Below are 17,538 nucleotides of genomic sequence, written 5' to 3'. Positions count from 1 at the left end.
CGGGGATTCGGCAGCGTGGGGGAAGTCGATTTTTACATTGCCCGCCGAATCCGCCAGTGGCAGAGAAGGCGGGCGGTTCCTACCGGGGCAGCCGGACGGTGAAAGTAGTGCCCAACCCCGGTACAGACTCCAACTGGATCGACCCGGAAAGCTTTACCAATGCCTCCTTTACAATATACAGTCCCAATCCGGAGCCTTTAGACTGTTCGTTAGCACGAAAGAACATCTCGAAGATCTTTGAATGATATTCTGGCAAAATACCCTGCCCATTGTCTTCCACCTTGATGGAGATCACATGGCCGCTTACCTGGTATTTCAGGCGGATGTATTGCTCCTGCTTGCGCATATCGTGGTAGCGCACGGCGTTGGAGATCAGGTTGCTGATGACCACCTGCAAACGGGCCTTGTCGGACTCGATGTAGATATCGTCCGGGATCTCGATCTGGAAGTTGATCCGTTCGGCCTCGGGCTGATACTTCAGGCTTTCCCACACGTCCTGGGCCAGGTCGGCGAGCTTCACGTTTTCGCGACGGATCTCCAGGCGGTTGTTGCGCGAGTAGTCGGTGATGTCCTTGATGAACCGGTCCAGCGAATGGATGCGGTCTTTGATCATCGCCAGGTATTTTTTTACGTCTTCCTTGTTCTCGGCCCGCTCGGTAATGTTGATGAGCCCCATCACCGAAGTGAGTGGCGCGCGAAGGTCATGCGACGTACTGTAGACAAAGCGATCGAGCTCGGCGTTGGTCTTGGTGAGCAGCGTGTTGTTCTCCACCAATTGCATGGCGTTGTGGTGATTGAGACTGATGAGCAGGTACACGGCCATCATCCCGCCGGGCAATGCCAGGGTGAAGTTGATCACCACGAAAAACAACAAGGTGTCTTCGTCGTAGTTGCGTGGTGGCAAGATGCTGAAGTCCACAAAATAGGCCAGCACAAAAAGAACATAGGTGAACGCAGCAAACAGGATAGAAAGCAGGCGCTGTTTGTAGTTGAATACGGCGAAGGCCGCTAGCGCATTCACAATAAAGAAAATGAACGCACCCGTATTGGGCGACTCACTCGAAGCAAAAATGTATACCGTAAAATTGATGGTGGGCAGCAAAAAGTAATTGGCCAGACAATGATCGCCTTGACGGTGAATGGCAATGGAAAGTGCCAGGAAAAATATGGCTGCAAAAAAGATGGGAGCGGTTTCATAGACACCGGCCGCAAGGTCGAACGTCATATAGAGCAGACACATCACGATGCCGATCATGGCAAATTGCCCGGAGAGCATGGCTTGCTTGAACTCACCATACGACTCTATATACTTATCCTTCCCGATGATCAGATCCCGCACACGTTTACTCACCGACATACCAACAGTGTTGTTTTATTGATGCAAAGGTTGGATTTTCTATGAAACGACATTTTTGCAATGTGAGTGGCACGGTATGCATGCAAGATTTTTAAGGGAAATGATAAAGTTTTCGTAATAGCCAACGTATGAAAACGGCCGGAAACGGCGGATTTGTGATGGTTGAAACGACGCCAGGAATATCTTTTCGGCCCTGGCAGGGGTTTTCGGTGGTCGCATGAATAAAATAAAATGAATACCTTTCCACGCTCGAACCGCCCATGATCATCCGTAAAATAGGACTTGCCATTGCTTTTTCGCCACGCCTGGAAGCGTTGTTGGCGGAGGCCGGTCGTCTTAAACGCATGTGGGATGCTGAACTCCTCCTTATTCATGTCGGCGACCACGGCCTGGAGGAAGAAGCCAAGCTGAACAGCCTGCTGCAAACTGCCGGGCTATTGGGCGACGCCAGCGTGAAAATTTTCTGGGAAAAAGGAAAGCCTGGCGACCGCATTCTCAGCACCTGCAAAAAAGAAAACATCGACCTGCTGGTGGCGGGCGCATTAAAAAAAGAAAACCTCGTCCAGTTTTATCTTGGCACCATCGCCCGCCAGATCTTAAGAAAGGCGGATTGCTCCGTGCTCTTGTTCACCACACCCAGCGTGACCCCGCAGGCTTTTAAGAACATTGTCGTGAATGCCGAAGACAACCCGTTTGTGGAACAAGCCCTGGGTCTGGCCTGCAATGTGGGGTTAAAAGATAAGGCGCACTGGCTGCACGTGGTGCGCGAAATAAAAATGTATGGCCTCACGATGGCCACCGAGCAATGTTCGGAAACCGAATATGAGTCGCTCCGCCAGAGCCTGGTGAGAGAAGAAATTGAAAATGTTGAAAAGATCCTCCAACGCATACCGCACGACGGCTTGAAAGTGAATATCAAACTGGTGGCCGGGAAGTCGGGGTTCGAACTCTCAAAATTTGCACAGCGCAAGCATGCCGACCTGTTGGTGGTGGGCGCAGCGCAACGCAGATTCTCGTTGTTCGACCGCGTATTCACTCACGACCAGGAGTATATTTTTGCCGACCTGCCGTGCAATCTGTTTATTGTCAATCCACGAAAGGAGGCCAGCCATGGGTAAATTAGGACACGCCGATGTGGTGCACTTGTTGGTGCAGCTCAGCATCATGTTGGTGATGGGAAGACTTTTTGCGGAAGTGTTCCGCAAACTCAACCAACCCGCTGTGATCGGCGAGATCATCGCAGGCATTTTGCTGGGACCCACCGTGCTGGGCATGCTTCAACCCGAATGGTTCGAGGCGCTGTATCCGCACAACGCCGCTGCGGGGGTTGTGCTCACCGGCTTTGTGCAGGTGGCCGTGATCATGTTGTTGTTTATCGCGGGCCTGGAAGTGGACCTTCACATCGTGGTGCAGCAAGGCCGGCAGGCGCTTACCACCAGTCTGTTCGGACTCATCATTCCCTTCTCGATCGGATTTATATTTCCCTATTTCTTTCCCACCTTTTTTGGAATAGCCGATGCCAACGGGCGTCTAACCTTCGCGTTGTTTATGGGCACGGCCATGGCCATCACCGCCTTGCCCGTGATCGTCCGCATTTTGATGGACCTGAATTTGTTCAAATCGAAAATGGGATTGCTCGTGGTGGCGTCGGCCATGGTCGATGATTTGGTGGGGTGGATTATTTTTTCGGTGCTCCTGGGTTTGATCGGCAAAAAAACGGGCGAACACATGCCGCTGTTCAACACCATTATATTGACCATCGGGTTTGCCGCCTTTATGCTCACGATCGGGCGAGGCCTGTTGAATCGTCTGCTGCCCTGGATCAATAGAAAGATGGCCTGGCCGGGCGGTGTGTTGTCGGTGTCGCTGGCCCTGTGCTTTTTGGCGGGGGCATTCACGGAATACATCGGCATTCACGCCATCTTCGGTTCTTTTATTATGGGCGTGGCATTGGGAGACTCCGAGCATTTTTCGGAACGCGCCAAGGAGATCGTGCACCAGTTCATCAATAACATTTTTGCGCCGTTGTTCTTTGTGTCCATCGGCTTGCGGGTGAACTTCTTTTTGAACTTCGACCTGGGGTTGACCCTCATCATTTTAGCCATTGCCTTCACGGGAAAAATTGTGGGCAGCGGACTGGGCACGCGACTGGGAGGTTTCTCCTGGAAAGAGTCGCTGGCGGCGGGCTTTGGGATGAACGCACGCGGGGCCATGGAAATTATTCTTGGGCTTATTGCCCTGGAGAATGGGTTGATCAACGAGAAGGTGTTCGTGTCGCTCGTGATCATGGCGCTGATCACCAGCATGACGAGCGGACCGTTGATGAAATGGAGCCTGGCCCGGAAATGGGAGCGCTAAGCATCCCAAGTTTCAACATCGAAATCTAAGTCGCTTCTATTTTATTTTAGAGATTCTTGGCCCTGTTCCAGTAAACGTCCATTTCGGCCAGCGTCATTTCCCCCATCGTCTTGCCGTCTTTTGCCGACTCGGTCTCTAAATATTGAAAGCGTTTGATGAATTTTTTATTGGTGCGCTCCAGGGCTTCTTCCGGATCGATGTTGATGAAGCGGGCATAGTTCACCAACGAGAAAAGCAGATCCCCGAATTCGGCCATGGCTTTCTCGTGGTTGATGGCTTCGGGCGCCGTGGCGTTGAACTCCGCTTTGAATTCCTGCATTTCTTCCTCTACCTTCTCCCACACCTGCTCTTTTCTTTCCCAGTCGAAGCCCACACCGCGGGCCTTGTCCTGGATGCGGATGGCTTTGACCAACGCGGGGAGTGAGCCGGGCACGCCTTGCAAGACCGATTTGTTGCCGGTCTTCAGCTTTATTTTTTCCCAGTTGGATTTCACGGTCTCTTCGTCGTTGGCCACCACATCGCTATAGATGTGGGGGTGGCGTTCGATGAGCTTGTCGCAAATGGCGTTGAGCACGTCGGCGATGTCGAAGGCTTTTTGTTCGGAGGCGATGCGCGCGTAGAAGACATTGTGGAGCATGAGGTCGCCCAGCTCCTTTTTTATTTCGGGGAGGTCGTTTTCCAGGATGGCGTCAGACAATTCATAGGTCTCTTCGATGGTGAGGTGACGCAGGCTTTCGAGGGTTTGTTTTTTGTCCCACGGGCAATTTTCGCGGAGCTCGTCCATGATGGTGAGCAGGCGGTTGAAGGCTTCGAGTTTGGCTGGACGGTTGGGGTCGGGCGTGGCGGGGACTTGTTTCATGGTAAGTAATTTCCTGTGGGTTTAAAATTAGAAAAAAGCGGCGGGGTTCTATGGTGTTTTTTTGGTGGGTGGCGGGGATAGGGGTGGTTCGTGGGTATGGGGCTGTTTGTGAAAACACATGGGACGATGGGTATTGTTTTTTTTTGTTGTGTGGGGCAACATGGAGGTGTGATGGGCTTGGGCGGGTGTTAGTGGAGTCCATCATAAGGGAGAGAGCGTGTTGGTGGGACACCAACACGAGGGTATGGAATCTCTATCGGAGCGATCGGCAAGGGATAGAAATGGAATGCCAAAAGTGCGTGGAATGGATAGATTTCCGAGGGGGAACGCCAAGTGGAATGGGGCTGGAAGCTGGGTTGTTAGTGGAGAACACCAACAACGGCGTGGCAACGGCGGCGGGGGCAAAAAAATTATTTTTTGTCGTTGTGGCTGGTGAACGGTTGGTGGCTCGCTCCTTCCATTATTCTTATTAATTTTGCCTCACTTTTTATATAAAAACCCCAAATCGTGGCTTTAATCAAATCTATTTCCGGCATTCGTGGGACCATTGGTGGTAAAACCAGTGAAAATCTCACGCCCGTCGACGTCGTAAAATTTACGGCGGCGTTTGGGACCATGATCAAGAAGAAAACCGGTTCCACCAAAGTGGTGATCGGGCGCGACGCCAGGCCCTCGGGCGAAATGGTGAGCGCCCTCGTGGTGTCGACCTTGCAAGGCTTGGGCATCGACGTGGTCGACCTGGGGCTGTCCACAACACCCACCGTGGAGATCGCCGTGCCGCTGGAAAAGGCAGCCGGTGGCATCATCCTCACGGCCAGCCACAATCCCGTGCAATGGAATGCCCTGAAATTATTGAACGATAAAGGCGAGTTCATTTCGGGCAAAGACGGCGAGGCCATGCTGAAGATTGCCGAGGACGAAGATTTCGACTTTGCTCCGGTGGGCAAGCTGGGCCAGTATACCAAAAACGACACCTACCTTCAGAAGCACATCGACATGATCCTGAAGTTGCCCTTGGTGGATGTAGAGGCCATTCGCAACAGAGGCTTTAATGTGGTGGTGGATGCCGTGAACTCAACGGGCGGCATTGCCGTTCCTTTGCTGCTGAAGGCTTTGGACGTGAGCGTGAAAGAAATGTATTGCGACCCCACGGGCCACTTCCCCCACAACCCCGAGCCGCTGCCGGAGCACTTGACGGATATTTGCCGCGAGATCAAAAAAGGCAAATACGACATGGGCATTGTGGTGGACCCGGATGTGGATCGCCTGGCCTTTGTGTCGGAAGACGGCTCGCCTTTCGGCGAAGAATATACGTTGGTGGCCGTGGCCGACTACGTGTTGCAGGCAACCAAGAAAAAGAAAGTGAACACGGTGTCGAATCTTTCTTCGACCGGCGCATTGCGCGACATCACCGAGAAAGCCGGTGGCCAATATTCGGCCGCGGCGGTAGGCGAAGTGAACGTGGTGACCATGATGAAAGAAACCGGCGCCATCATCGGCGGCGAAGGCAATGGCGGGGTGATCTATCCCGAGTTGCACTATGGTCGCGACGCCCTGGTGGGCATCGCCCTGCTGCTGACACACCTGGCCAAAAGCGAAACCAGCCTGCTGCGGCTGCGCTCGACGTATCCGAACTATGTGATCTCCAAAAACAAGATCGAGCTCACGCCCAACATCAACGTGGATCGCGTGCTGGAGGAGATGACTAAGAAATATAAAAAACAACCCATCAATACCATCGATGGCGTGAAGATCGAGTTCGACAAAGAGTGGGTGCACCTGCGCAAATCCAACACGGAACCCATCATCCGCATTTATGCGGAGTCGGACATGGAAGTGAAGGCCGATAACCTGGCGAAGAAAATGATCGCCGATATAAAAGAGATCATCGCCGAAAAGGCTGTGGTCTGATTGTTTGATTTATTAACCGAATGGAGAGAGATGCAAGTTTATTTGGATAATGCCGCTACCACCCCACTGGATCCCGAAGTATTTGAAGCGATGAAACCTTTCATGCTGGAAGACTACGGCAACCCGTCGTCAACCCACGCGCATGGCCGCAAGGTGCGGGCCGCCATCGAGTCGGCACGCAAGAAAATTGCCGAGCTGTTGCATTGCACACCCGGCGAGATCATTTTCACCAGCGGCGGCACGGAAGCGGACAACACCATTATCAACAGCAGCTTGCAGACGTACGGCATCCGTAACGTGATCTCGTCACCCATCGAACACCATGCCGTGGAGCAAACCCTCCACAACCTCGAGAAACGTGGCCTCATCAATTTACACATGGTGAAGCTGGACGAGAAAGGACACGTGGACATGGATCACCTGGAAGTGTTGCTGAAAGAAAATCCAAAAGCCCTGGTGTCGCTGATGCATGCCAACAATGAAGTGGGCAACGTGATGGACATCCGGCGCGTGGGCGACTTGTGTGATCAGTACGGCGCTTACTTTCACTCGGACACCGTGCAAACGGTGGGACACTACCGTCATAACCTGAGCGAGATCAAAGTGCACGGCATGGCGGCAGCGGCGCATAAGTTTCATGGACCGAAAGGCGTGGGCTTCATGTTCATTCGCAAGGATAAAAAATTACAACCTTTTGTGCACGGCGGCGGTCAGGAACGCAGCATGCGCGGAGGAACGGAAAACGTGTATGGCATCATCGGGCTTGCCAAAGCGTTGGAGATCGCCTACCGGGATATGGATGAGCATGTGCAGCACATCAAGCAGTTGAAGGGAAGAATGATCGAGAAGTTAAAGCAGAATATTCCCGGCGTGGATTTTCATGGCGATTCTGCTAACCTGGACAAGAGCTTGTACACGGTGTTGAATGTTTGTTTGCCCGAGTCGGAGGACAATGGATTGATTTTGTTCAACCTGGATTTGCAAGGTGTGTCGGCATCGGGGGGTAGCGCTTGTTCCAGCGGCGCCGTTACGGGGTCGCATGTGTTGGGAGCGTTGTATCCTGGGTCGAAGCGTGGAGCGGTGCGGTTTTCGTTCAGTAAGTATAATACAGTGGAGGAGATTGATTATGCGGTGGAGAAGCTGGCAGCGTTGTATAGAGTAGAGGTGGGCGGATAAAATTTTGAACCGCCTCGCCTTCGCTAAAGCTTCGGCGAGCAAAGAAAGGCGCTTACTTCGGCGGAGCAAGGCAAAGAATTTTGATAAAATTCTACGGACTTCCACCTTGGTAGGATTTGGGTTCGTGGAGTTTAAGTGCAAATGAATATCATTCGTCTGGAGACTTTTATTGACGCGCCGGTTGACCGGGTTTTCGATCTATCGCGCAGCGTCGAGTTGCACAAGCTCTCTACAAGAGGGACCCACGAAGAAGCCATCGATGGCAAGACCAGCGGGCTGGTGGAGTTGGATGACTTCATCACCTGGCGCGCTAAGCACCTGGGGGTCTATCAAAGATTAACCGTGAAGATCATCGCGATGGATCGCCCCCGATCCTTTGTAGACACCATGCTGAAGGGCGCGTTTGCCCACATGAAACACACTCACCTCTTCGAAGCCTCCGCCACCGGCACGCTCATGACCGACGTGTTTGAATATAAATCGCCGCTTGGAGCGTTGGGCAGAATGGCGGACAATCTGTTTTTGAAAGCGTATATGACAAAATTCCTGATCAACCGAAACCAGGAAATAAAAGCTGTCGCAGAGAGCGATCGTTGGAGAGATTTGCTGGCATGAGCGGATAAAAAAACAGAGGCCACAAATCGACAAAGTAACCCCTCTGCGTCAACTTTGCGTCTTTGTGCCTCTGCGCCTCTCTTTGCTCGCCGAAGCTTTAGCGTAGGCGAGGCGGTTCAAAACTCACTCGAACTACAAGCCATTCAACACTTTTGCATTCAATTTATATTTCACAAGCTGCGGAGCAGCCAGCCGGCTAAACGTGTTCCCTGATTTCTGAATCGGCCCATAAAACAAAGCCGACCCGGCATCACTGGATGTGAATGACCCCGCGCTTTGACTAGATCCATTCGCCGTCGTACTAAATCCAAAAGTAAATGGCACCGCTACGCTTCCGTCCTTGTACACCGCCGCCACATAATACTCCGTATCCTTTACCGCCGAGCCGATCACAAAGCTTTCAAATCCCGATGTTTTCTCGCTGTAAACATCCTGGTTGACATCGAGCGAAGTCACCTGGTTGTTCTCGACCACCACGTTATACACCAGGTACATGTCGAGATTGGCGCTGTCGATGTCCACCCCTTCGCCGAGGTTCCACGTGAGGTCAACCTGCATGCCGTCGGTGGGGATCTTGTCGTTGTCGGTGATGGTGTAGGTGTAGGTGAGGCGGTCGGAGTTGGTGTCGAGGGTTTGGCCCTGGACGCCGGTGATCTCGAACGTGATCTTTTTGTCGGTCGCTTCGATGACGGAGTCGTCGATGATCTTGAAATCGATTTGGGCGGTGGATGCCCCGGCTTTCACCGTGAGGGGTGAAGGTGTGAGTAAGGTATAATCGCCGTTGAGGGCGGCGGTTCCTTTCAGGGCAAAGGTCACCGTCACGTCGCTGGAGGCGGCTTTGTTCAGCTTTAGGGTGGCCGATTGCGTGCCGGCATCTTCTGCACCCGTTGAAGCGGCCACGTCAAAACCCGTGGGTTGGCTGTTGTTGTTATCCTGGCACGACATGAAAAGCGCTGTTATAAAAAGGCCTGCCCATCCCGTCACTCTGTCAATCTTCATAGCATTTTTGTTTGAATTCTGATGCTAAGAACGTTGTGAAAAAGGATTTTTGCGGAGTGGGATTTGTCAAAGTAGACGAGGGGTGGCAATGACAAGACGATATACCGGAAGGTGTAGATGAGAAAAGATGCTTCGCGTTGGATTTTAACCGCCCGCCTTCGCTAAAGCTATGGGAGCAAAGCCGGAGAGCCTAGTCCTTTGGGATGATGCCCATTTTTTTCATGAGGAATGTGGCGTTCATTTTTTGCGCGAGGCCAGGTTTTAGTTTGTAGTCGAACGACAGTTGATCGTTTTCAATGGTGGCTTCGAAGCAGAAGTTTTTTACGTGGCTGGGGTATTCGGTTTCCAGTGCTCCAAGAGCGAGGTCGTGGGTGGCGATGAGCGCAAGACAGGGGTGGGGGATGAGTTGTTTTACGAGGGCGATGGAGCCGGCTTGTTTGTCGGTGGAGTTGGTTCCTTTTAGGATTTCGTCCAGCAGAATGAAGAGCGGCTTGTCGCTGCGCAGTTCGTCCATGATGGTTTTGAGGCGGTTGAGCTCGGCGTAGAAATAGGATTGGTGATCTTTTAGCGAATCGGCCGTGCGCATACCCGATCGCAGGCCGATGACCGGGCAACGGAAAGAGGTGGCACAAACCGGTCCCCCACTCAGCGCCAATACGAGATTGACACCGATGGTGCGAAGGAACGTGCTCTTGCCCGCCATGTTCGCGCCGGTGATGATGAGCACCGAGGGCCCTTGACCCAACGTGACACTGTTGGGGACACATTCGCTTTCGGGGATCAACGGATGGCCCATACGTTCGGTTTCGATGGACAGCTGCGTGTGAATCGTCGGGAAAGTAAACGATGGATGATTGAACGCAAACGTCCCGATGCTGCACAACATCTCCGTTTCACAGATCACATCCAGCCACATTTTCAGGTTGGACGCATTGTCGGCTTTCCATTTTTCGAGACGGTAAACAAATTGCAGGTCGTAGAGCAGCGTGCTGTTCACCAGCAGGTTGGTCATCGCGTTCAATCGTGCGTTGAGTGAACTGACCAGCCCGGCCAAGGCTTTCACTTTCACGTCGGCATCTTTCGCCTGCGCGGAAAGGTTTTGCAACAGGGGGGAATTGAATTTTTCCGGCTGGAGATAGTGGAGCAGGTGCGCGTATTTTTCGAGAATATTTTTTTTGCGGCTGATGTAGTCATGAAAAACGTTGACGCGCTTGATGTACAAACCCAGGAACGCCCACTGCGAGAGAGACAAAACGATGGCAATTGTTTTTAGCACCGGAAAGAAGAATGCACCGAGAATGGCTCCAACGGTAATGGAGGGAACCACCACGAGCAACACTCCAAAATAAGATTTGTCAAACAGGAAAGAAGGCTGTCGAAGCCATTCCAGCAGTTCGGCGCGGTCGCGTGTCTGTTCGTCAATTTCTTTTCCCGCTGCCTGAAAGTGTTGACGGAAATTGGTGTTCCCTGCCAGCTCACGAACGGCTTCCTGGTGGGCTGCGATGTCCTCCGCCGATGCCAGGGGTGTGGAAAGGCGATGGGCCATCTGTTTTTTGCCGTCCAGCGTATTGCAGCGATTGATGGCCTGGAAGACCGAGCCTTCTCCAAAAATATCGAGATCGTGCGAATAGGGATGATGCCCGTCGATGAATTCAATGCCCGGAGCAAAGCCGGATATATCGCCCACGAGGGCGCGACCCTCCGCGATGTTGATGTTTAGTAAATTTTCAACGTGTGTCTTCTCGGCATGGAGCTTTGCGTGACGTTGAACGAGGACCACAAAAAGAACTAACAGCACGAAGGCTGCATACAAAAAATAGGTCGTTGAAAATCCGAAATAGAGCGCACCCAAAAAGGCTACTGCGGTGAGGAGCCTCAGGTTGGAAATGACGTTTATATTCTTTTTCTGCTGCGCCAGCGAAGCCTTGAAGGTGGCCACGCGTTTTTCATAAAATAACATGCACTCTTCCCGGGTCATGCAGCGAAGGTAAGCCTAAGTTTTGGTTTAAGATCAGAGCAAGGTCTCGATGATGCGCATCACCTTTTCGAGCTCGCGTTGGTCGGTGTCGTCGAAGTCATTGAGCACGTCGCTGTCGACGTCCAGCACGAGGGCGACTTCGCCGTTTTTAAAGGCGGGCAGCACGATCTCCGACTTCGAAGCGGAGCTGCAGGCAATGTGGCCGGGGAAGGCTTCTACGTCGGGCACCAGGATGGTCTTCTTTTCCTTCCACGAGGTGCCGCAAACGCCCTTGCCGAAGTTGATCCGCGTGCAGGCAATCGGTCCCTGGAACGGTCCCAGCACCAACTGATCGTTCTTCACCAGGTAAAACCCCACCCAAAAGAAGTTCAGGGTCTGCCGCAGTGCCGCCGCGATGTTCGACAGGTTTGCGACCAGGTCAGGCTCGCCCGTCACGAGCGATTCGATTTGTGGGACCAGCGTTGCATAGCGCTCGGCTTTGTCGGCAGTGGAGGCAATGATCAGTTCTTCAGCCATGTTTTATTTTTGAAAGACTAAGCCACCAGCTCAAGTATTCCGTGTCTCAGAATACCCGGTACTAATGACTCAGGACTTAATACTAACTACTAATTTAAATTTTCTCCAACTCCTTCCGGGTACGCTCATTTTCCACGTTGCCGGTGTTGAGGGTGGAGGCGGGTTCGAAGAGCAGCAATTCCACTTCCTCGTCGGCCACCGGCCTGTGCTCTACCCCGCGGGGTACAATGATAAACTCTCCGGGGTTCACTTCCACGGTTTTTTCGCGGAATTCCATTTTTAATTTCCCCTTGATCACCAGGAACAACTCATCCTCGTGGTCGTGGTGATGCCATATAAATTCGCCCTTCAGTTTCGTGGCTTTTACGTGCTGTCCGTTCAGTTCGCCTACGATGCGCGGGTTCCAATGGTCCGAAAACGAGGCCAGCTTCTCCTGAATGTTGACTTTTTGCATAGTATCTTTTGTTTTTATTTCCGTTATTCGAAACGTCACTTTTATGAAACGCATTCGCCTCGCCTTGGTTGGCGACTTCAGCAAAAAGATCCCGACCCTCCGTGCCCTCCAGGAAGCGATCGACCACTGTCGCCCCTTTCTGGACTTCATGCTGGAAGCGGTATGGACCCCCACAGCCTTCCTGGATGAAACCACTTTTCACGAAAATAAATTTCATGGCGTCCTCATTGCGCCCGGCTCACCCTACGACAACGACGATGCCGTGTACAACACCATTCGCTGGGCCCGCGAAAATGACTTTCCCTTGTTGGGCTTCTGCGGCGGGTTCCAATACATGGTCATCGAGTATGCCCGGAATGTGCTGAAGATCGAAACCGCTTCCCACGAAGAAAGTGACCCGCAAGGCAAACGCCTGGTGGTCTCCAAAATGAGCTGCTCTCTAAAGGGATTGACCGAAGAAGTGCGCATCACCGATAAAGAATCCTGGCTGTTCAAAACGCTTCACACCGAAACGCTGACAGGACATTTCTTTTGCAGCTATGGTGTGAATCCCAAATTTCAATACCAGATCAACAAGCCACCTTTTGTCTTTACGGCGCTGTCGCCACAAGGCGAAGCGCGCGCCGTTGAATTGAAAGGTCATCGTTTTTTTAATGGCACCTTATTCCAGCCTTCGCTGGATTCGGCACCCGGCCATCCTAATCCACTGCTACTGGACTTTCTTTGGAGATGCCGCTAAGGGCCGCAGGGTCTTCAGCGTGTCTTCTGCCAGCGTGTGTTGTGCCGCTAGCCTGCCTCGAATGACCGGCGCGGCAATGCCTTTCTCAAAACAACGCGGCGATTGAAATATGCGCGCCTCGTCCCACAGTCCCTCATCAATGAAATGTTGCAACGTGTGGGCGCCACCTTCTACCAGAATGGACTGGATTTTTTGTTTGTGCAGATCTTTTATCAGTTGCTGCAGAAAATCGTTTTCATCCAGGCGCACAAAAGAAAGCCCGGGATGTTCTTCGTGTTTCAGTACGTTGTAGCGCAATGTTTTTTGTGATCCATCGAACACATGTAACTTGGGATCGAGCCGCAGAAAGCGATCGATGACCACACGAACGGGATTGCGCCCGCTCCAGTCGCGCACCGTGAGTTGAGGATTGTCGTGGGCGACCGTGCGCGACCCCACCAGGATCGCATCCAAGCCCGCGCGCCATTGATGCACCACTTGCCGCGACAGCTCGTGACTGATCCACTTCGAATCATAATTTTCGCGCGCAATAAATCCGTCGGCAGTCTCTGCCCACTTCAGCACAATGAAGGGTCGTTGCAGGGTGATGGAGGTGAAGAACGCTTCGTTAAGGGCATGACCGTCTTTGTCCAGGATGCCCGTGATCACCTCGACGCCCGCGGCACGAAGTTTTTTGATGCCCGCACCCGAAACCAGCGGGTTGGAGTCGAGGTTGGCCACCACTACTTTTTTTACGCGATGGGCGATGAGCATGTCGGCACACGGCGGTGTTTTGCCAAAATGCGAGCAAGGTTCGAGGTTCACATACACCGTGCTTTCTGCGAGCAGCGCTGGGTTGTCTACGCTGTTCACGGCGTTCACCTCGGCGTGGGCCTCACCGTATTTTTTGTGCCAGCCTTCGCCAATGATCTTGCCTTCGTGCACGATGACACAACCCACCAACGGGTTCGGGCTCACTTGTCCACGACCCAGTGTGGCCAACTCGAGCGCGCGGCGCATAAAAAGCTCGTCGGTATGATGGTCGTGTTTGGTCATTGCCTTATACTTGCAAAGATTGCCAAGCGATGAAGAATTCCAAAGCGTTGTTCCGGTATTTCGTGAGCCGCATGCCCTCCGAGGACGCGGAAGAGGTGAATGCCATGGCCTACATCGTGCTGGAACATCTTTTTTCAATTTCCAGAACCGACGTGCTGGCAGATAAGCCGGTGACGATGTCGCCGGTGATGGAGGAAAAAATGGAGACCATCCTAAACCGGCTCAGCACAGGCGAGCCGCTGCAATATGTGTTGGGGGAGACGGAGTTTTATGGGAGGAGGTTTGGGGTGAGGCCGGGGGTGCTCATTCCTAGACCGGAGACGGAGGAGTTGGTGAGGCTGGTTGTTGGGGAGGTAGGAGCCAGAAGCCAGGAGCCAGGAGCCAGGAGTTGGGAGCCGGTAGTTGGGAGTTGGAGATCTGGTGCACCTATTCGGGTGTTGGATATCGGGACGGGTACGGGGTGTATTCCGATTACTTTGTTTTTGGAGATCAAGGGGGCGGAGGTTTTTGCGGTGGATGTGAGTGAGGTGGCGATTGCTGTGGCGAGGGAGAACGCTTCTTTGTTGAATGCCAAGGTGGATATTGTGAAGCTGGATATATTGAATGACGCGTTGCCTTGGGATAAATTGGATGTGATGGTTAGCAATCCGCCATATATTCCCTGGAGCGAGAAGGTGGAGATGCGCAGGAATGTGACGGATTTTGAGCCGGCGTTGGCGCTTTTTGTGCCGGAGGATGATCCGCTGATTTTTTATAAGGCCATCGCCCGGCAGGCCTCGCGGGCGCTTCGCAGGTCTGGGTTGCTCGCGGTGGAGATCCATGAGCGGTTTGGCGAAGGTGTGGCGAATATCTTCCGGGAAGAGGGATTCAGGGAGGTGATGATTGTAAAAGACATCTTCGGGAAGGAAAGAATTGTAAAAGGTGTTTTAGGTTGATATTTTTGGAGGATGACAAAACCGGCTTCCGTGTCTTTTATTGGTTCGGGCAACCTGGCCTGGCACCTGGCGCCCGCCTTGGACAACGCCGGGTTTGCTGTGAAAGAAGTGTATAGTCCCAATCCCTCACACGCGGGCGCGCTCGTCGAGCGCCTGTATGAAGCCGACGTGAAAGCTTCGCTGGACTTTTCGACAAGCCCTTCCAAAATTTTTGTGATTGCCGCCACCGACGATGCCATTGCCGATATCGCGAAAGAGATCGTGTTGCCGGAAGACTCCATCCTGGTCCATACCTCCGGCGCACAGCCCCTGAGTGTGTTGGGCTACGCGGCCACATCGAGCACGGGAGTTTTTTATCCGTTGCAAACCTTCAGCAAATCGAGAAAGATCGATCTGGCCGCCGTGCCTTTTTTTGTCGAGAGCGAAAACAGCGACACGGAAAAAGTGCTGACGGCCATGGCCAAGAGTGTGAGCAAGCACGTGTTCAAGATCACCTCACAGGAGCGCAAGGCCCTGCACGTTGCCGCGGTGTTTGCTTCGAACTTCACCAACCACATGTTGCTGCTTTCGCAGGAGATCATGAAAGACAACAGCCTGAGTTTCGACTGGCTAAAACCGCTCATCTCCGAAACGCTCAATAAGAGTCTCACCATCGGCCCTGAAAATGCGCAGACCGGTCCGGCCCGACGCGGCGATTTCGAAACGCTCGATCACCACCTGGAGTTTTTGACGGGAGAAGATGAAGAAGTAGCAGAGCTTTACAAAGTGATCAGTCAGCACATCATTGACCGGTATCAGAAATAGATTCTCTTCGATAGAGCTCGACGGGATCCTCAATACAAAAAATGTTTAATGGGCTATCACGCTGTCGCTACAGCTTGATCTCCAGAAGCACGATGGGCAGGTTTCTGTTATGTGCTGGTAGTTTTGGAGTGTTAGGCGTGACGTAACTGCCGATAAATGTAAATCCAAAGCTTTTGTAGTAATCAATGAGGGAGGGATTGTTGTCCCACGTATCCATCCGGACGGTGGCCAGTCCTCTTTGCCGCGCATGATCCAACGTCCAGGCTAAAATTTTCCCAAACAACTTTTGACCTTTAAAGGCCGGGTTCACCACGATCCGGTGAAGATAAACGGACGTGCCGGTTTCCATTTCCCTCCAGATCACAGCGTCGGCATAGCAAACGCTGAAGACGATGGCGATCTGCGATTGGATCACGATCTTGTATTGATGCCCGTCGTTGATGTCTTTCACCAAAGCACCCTTGTCGTAGCCTCGCCAGACCGGCGCGCCTTTTTTCTCCTGGTAGGCAATGGAGTGATCGAACAGGGAATAGACGAATTCCAGGTCGGCCGGGACCGTGTTCTCAATTTGTAGTTCCGCAGTCATACTATGCGTATGTAACGGGAGGCTTTGAAAAAAGATGATCCCAATTCGTGTGAATTTTTTTTTCAATCGAGCCAATGGCGCTTCTTCAACGCATCCAACACAAACGATGTGGTGGCGTCCATCTCATACGCTTCGCGCGGGGCGTTGCAGAGGATGACGAAAAATATTTTTTTCTCCGGCACCGTCACATAGTTTGTCAGGAAACCGCCTTGACTTCCGGGGTGCCCGATCAAGGTAACGCTATCTTGTTGTGTGATAAACCACGGCCAGCCGACAAACGGCTGATCCGCACTTTTCCATTGGGGGTAGGTTTTGATCGTGCGGGCCTCGCGAATGGTTTCGGGCTTCAGAAATTTGGATTGCTGAAAGGCTTGTTCATAACGCATCAACTCTTCGGCCGAACTCCACACCCCGCCATTACCCGCGGCAGGGAACGTGGGCTCTTCGCCATAATCATCTTCGATCCATTGTCCATGGTGGAGCACGTAGCCGTGCGACACGCCTTGCTCCGGGTGTGGGCCATCCGTGATCGTGCTGGTGGTCATGCCGGCGGGATCGAAAATATTTTCCTTCACAAACGTCTGCCATTTTTGGCCGCTCACCTGCTCCACGATCATGGCCAGACCATTATAGGCTGGGTTGGAGTATTCGAATTGTGAACCCGGCGCAAACGACAGGGAATCGAGCTGGGTTTCGGGATACCAGTTCTCGGCGTCCTTCGCCGTGAGGTAGAACACGGTGTCGCTGTTCACGCGGCGGTTGTCGGCCAGACCCGACGTGTGGGTGAGCAGGTGTTTGATCTTCACCCGGCGGGCAATGTCCTTGTTTTTGAAGGTCGGAAAATATTTCAGGAGGCTGTCCTCCACAGACAATTTTCCCCGTTCCTGTAGGATTAGGATGGCGCTTGCCACGAAGGTTTTGGAGATGGAGCCGAGGTTGAACAGGGTTTTGGTGGTGATGGGCTCCCGGGTCTTCAGGTCAGCCAGGCCATAGCCCTTGGCGAACACGATGCTGTCGCCCTTCATCACCAGGATGGCGGCGCCGGGCTCCTGGGCTGGAAATTCAACACGGAAGTGATCGTCCAACGCGGGGGCGATGGGGGATTCTGTTTTTTGTTTTGGGGAACAGGAGAGCAGGGTTACCAGAAAAAAGGCAATCGTGAATGGAAACGATTTCATTATTTTTATCCGTTAAAGCATTTGGAGTGCCCATCAAG

18 protein-coding genes are annotated in these 17,538 nt (G+C 52.7%); 9 read left to right on the top strand and 9 right to left on the bottom strand.

The genetic code is table 11. The annotated features are described in order from the left end of the window. Nucleotides 1–79: 79 nt before the first annotated feature. Nucleotides 80–1,357 (bottom strand): sensor histidine kinase, encoded by a 1,278-nt coding sequence (locus BUB30_RS12305; protein WP_073134045.1) that lies wholly within the window; start codon nt 1,355–1,357, stop codon nt 80–82. Between the two features lie 260 nt (nt 1,358–1,617). Here BUB30_RS12305 and BUB30_RS12300 point away from each other — a divergent pair, with 260 nt between their 5' ends. Both BUB30_RS12300 and BUB30_RS12295 read left to right on the top strand, forming a co-directional pair. Beyond that, a complete protein-coding gene (locus BUB30_RS12300; protein WP_245804075.1) occupies nt 1,618–2,475 on the top strand; it encodes a universal stress protein in 858 nt (285 codons plus the stop codon). Continuing rightward, a complete protein-coding gene (locus BUB30_RS12295) occupies nt 2,468–3,715 on the top strand; it encodes a cation:proton antiporter (protein ID WP_073134043.1) in 1,248 nt (415 codons plus the stop codon). Before BUB30_RS12300 ends, BUB30_RS12295 begins: the two co-directional genes overlap by 8 nt. A 46-nt stretch (nt 3,716–3,761) precedes the next feature. Here BUB30_RS12295 and mazG read toward each other — a convergent pair whose 3' ends face one another. Continuing rightward, a complete protein-coding gene (mazG, locus tag BUB30_RS12290) occupies nt 3,762–4,574 on the bottom strand; it encodes a nucleoside triphosphate pyrophosphohydrolase (RefSeq protein WP_073134041.1) in 813 nt (270 codons plus the stop codon). Nucleotides 4,575–4,873: 299 nt separating this feature from the next. Between mazG and BUB30_RS35140 the strand changes: the two genes are divergently transcribed. From BUB30_RS35140 to BUB30_RS12270, 4 genes are all read left to right on the top strand, one after another. Further along, a complete protein-coding gene (locus BUB30_RS35140) occupies nt 4,874–5,047 on the top strand; it encodes a hypothetical protein (RefSeq protein WP_178377086.1) in 174 nt (57 codons plus the stop codon). Between the two features lie 34 nt (nt 5,048–5,081). Then, on the top strand, nt 5,082–6,485 hold the full coding sequence (gene glmM, locus BUB30_RS12280; RefSeq protein WP_073134037.1) for a phosphoglucosamine mutase: 1,404 nt from the start codon (nt 5,082–5,084) through the stop codon (nt 6,483–6,485). A 30-nt stretch (nt 6,486–6,515) separates the two neighbouring features. Further along, entirely contained in the window at nt 6,516–7,661 is a 1,146-nt protein-coding gene (locus BUB30_RS12275; RefSeq protein WP_073134035.1) for a cysteine desulfurase family protein, read from the top strand. Between the two features lie 141 nt (nt 7,662–7,802). Further along, nucleotides 7,803–8,276: an SRPBCC family protein gene (locus tag BUB30_RS12270; protein ID WP_073134033.1), complete on the top strand. Its 474-nt coding sequence runs from the start codon at nt 7,803–7,805 to the stop codon at nt 8,274–8,276. 132 nt (nt 8,277–8,408) lie between these two features. On the opposite strand, the gene BUB30_RS12265 is transcribed toward BUB30_RS12270, so the two are convergent. The 4 genes from BUB30_RS12265 to BUB30_RS12250 all read right to left on the bottom strand — a co-directional run bounded on the left by BUB30_RS12265 (nt 8,409) and on the right by BUB30_RS12250 (nt 12,223). Then, nucleotides 8,409–9,275 (bottom strand): Calx-beta domain-containing protein, encoded by an 867-nt coding sequence (locus BUB30_RS12265; RefSeq protein ID WP_143164879.1) that lies wholly within the window; start codon nt 9,273–9,275, stop codon nt 8,409–8,411. A 190-nt stretch (nt 9,276–9,465) separates the two neighbouring features. Beyond that, nucleotides 9,466–11,253: a MutS-related protein gene (locus BUB30_RS12260; RefSeq protein ID WP_073134029.1), complete on the bottom strand. Its 1,788-nt coding sequence runs from the start codon at nt 11,251–11,253 to the stop codon at nt 9,466–9,468. A gap of 33 nt (nt 11,254–11,286) precedes the next feature. Beyond that, entirely contained in the window at nt 11,287–11,769 is a 483-nt protein-coding gene (locus BUB30_RS12255) for a GAF domain-containing protein (RefSeq protein WP_073134027.1), read from the bottom strand. Nucleotides 11,770–11,863: 94 nt separating this feature from the next. Further along, the gene (locus BUB30_RS12250; RefSeq protein WP_073135119.1) at nt 11,864–12,223 is read right to left on the bottom strand and encodes a cupin domain-containing protein; all 360 of its coding nucleotides are present in this window, start codon (nt 12,221–12,223) and stop codon (nt 11,864–11,866) included. A gap of 43 nt (nt 12,224–12,266) precedes the next feature. On the opposite strand from BUB30_RS12250, the gene BUB30_RS12245 reads away from it, so the two are divergent. Then, nucleotides 12,267–12,962, top strand: a complete 696-nt coding sequence (locus BUB30_RS12245) for a glutamine amidotransferase-related protein (RefSeq protein ID WP_073134025.1) — start codon at nt 12,267–12,269, stop codon at nt 12,960–12,962. Here BUB30_RS12245 and ribD read toward each other — a convergent pair. Then, entirely contained in the window at nt 12,933–13,997 is a 1,065-nt protein-coding gene (gene ribD, locus BUB30_RS12240; protein WP_073134023.1) for a bifunctional diaminohydroxyphosphoribosylaminopyrimidine deaminase/5-amino-6-(5-phosphoribosylamino)uracil reductase RibD, read from the bottom strand. The genes BUB30_RS12245 and ribD overlap by 30 nt on opposite strands. 29 nt (nt 13,998–14,026) lie before the next feature. On the opposite strand from ribD, the gene prmC reads away from it, so the two are divergent. Then, complete coding sequence (gene prmC, locus BUB30_RS12235) at nt 14,027–14,932, top strand: peptide chain release factor N(5)-glutamine methyltransferase (protein ID WP_073134021.1); 906 nt, start codon at nt 14,027–14,029, stop codon at nt 14,930–14,932. A gap of 30 nt (nt 14,933–14,962) precedes the next feature. Then, nucleotides 14,963–15,736, top strand: a complete 774-nt coding sequence (locus BUB30_RS12230; protein ID WP_245804073.1) for a Rossmann-like and DUF2520 domain-containing protein — start codon at nt 14,963–14,965, stop codon at nt 15,734–15,736. A 67-nt stretch (nt 15,737–15,803) separates the two neighbouring features. On the opposite strand, the gene BUB30_RS12225 is transcribed toward BUB30_RS12230, so the two are convergent. After that, complete coding sequence (locus tag BUB30_RS12225; RefSeq protein ID WP_073134017.1) at nt 15,804–16,322, bottom strand: GNAT family N-acetyltransferase; 519 nt, start codon at nt 16,320–16,322, stop codon at nt 15,804–15,806. 62 nt (nt 16,323–16,384) lie between these two features. Next, a complete protein-coding gene (locus BUB30_RS12220; RefSeq protein ID WP_073134015.1) occupies nt 16,385–17,500 on the bottom strand; it encodes a serine hydrolase domain-containing protein in 1,116 nt (371 codons plus the stop codon). Between the last annotated feature and the right edge of the window lie 38 nt (nt 17,501–17,538).

Source organism: Chryseolinea serpens (assembly GCF_900129725.1).
GTDB classification, from domain to species: domain Bacteria; phylum Bacteroidota; class Bacteroidia; order Cytophagales; family Cyclobacteriaceae; genus Chryseolinea; species Chryseolinea serpens.
This window is presented reverse-complemented; position numbering and strand designations above follow the sequence as displayed.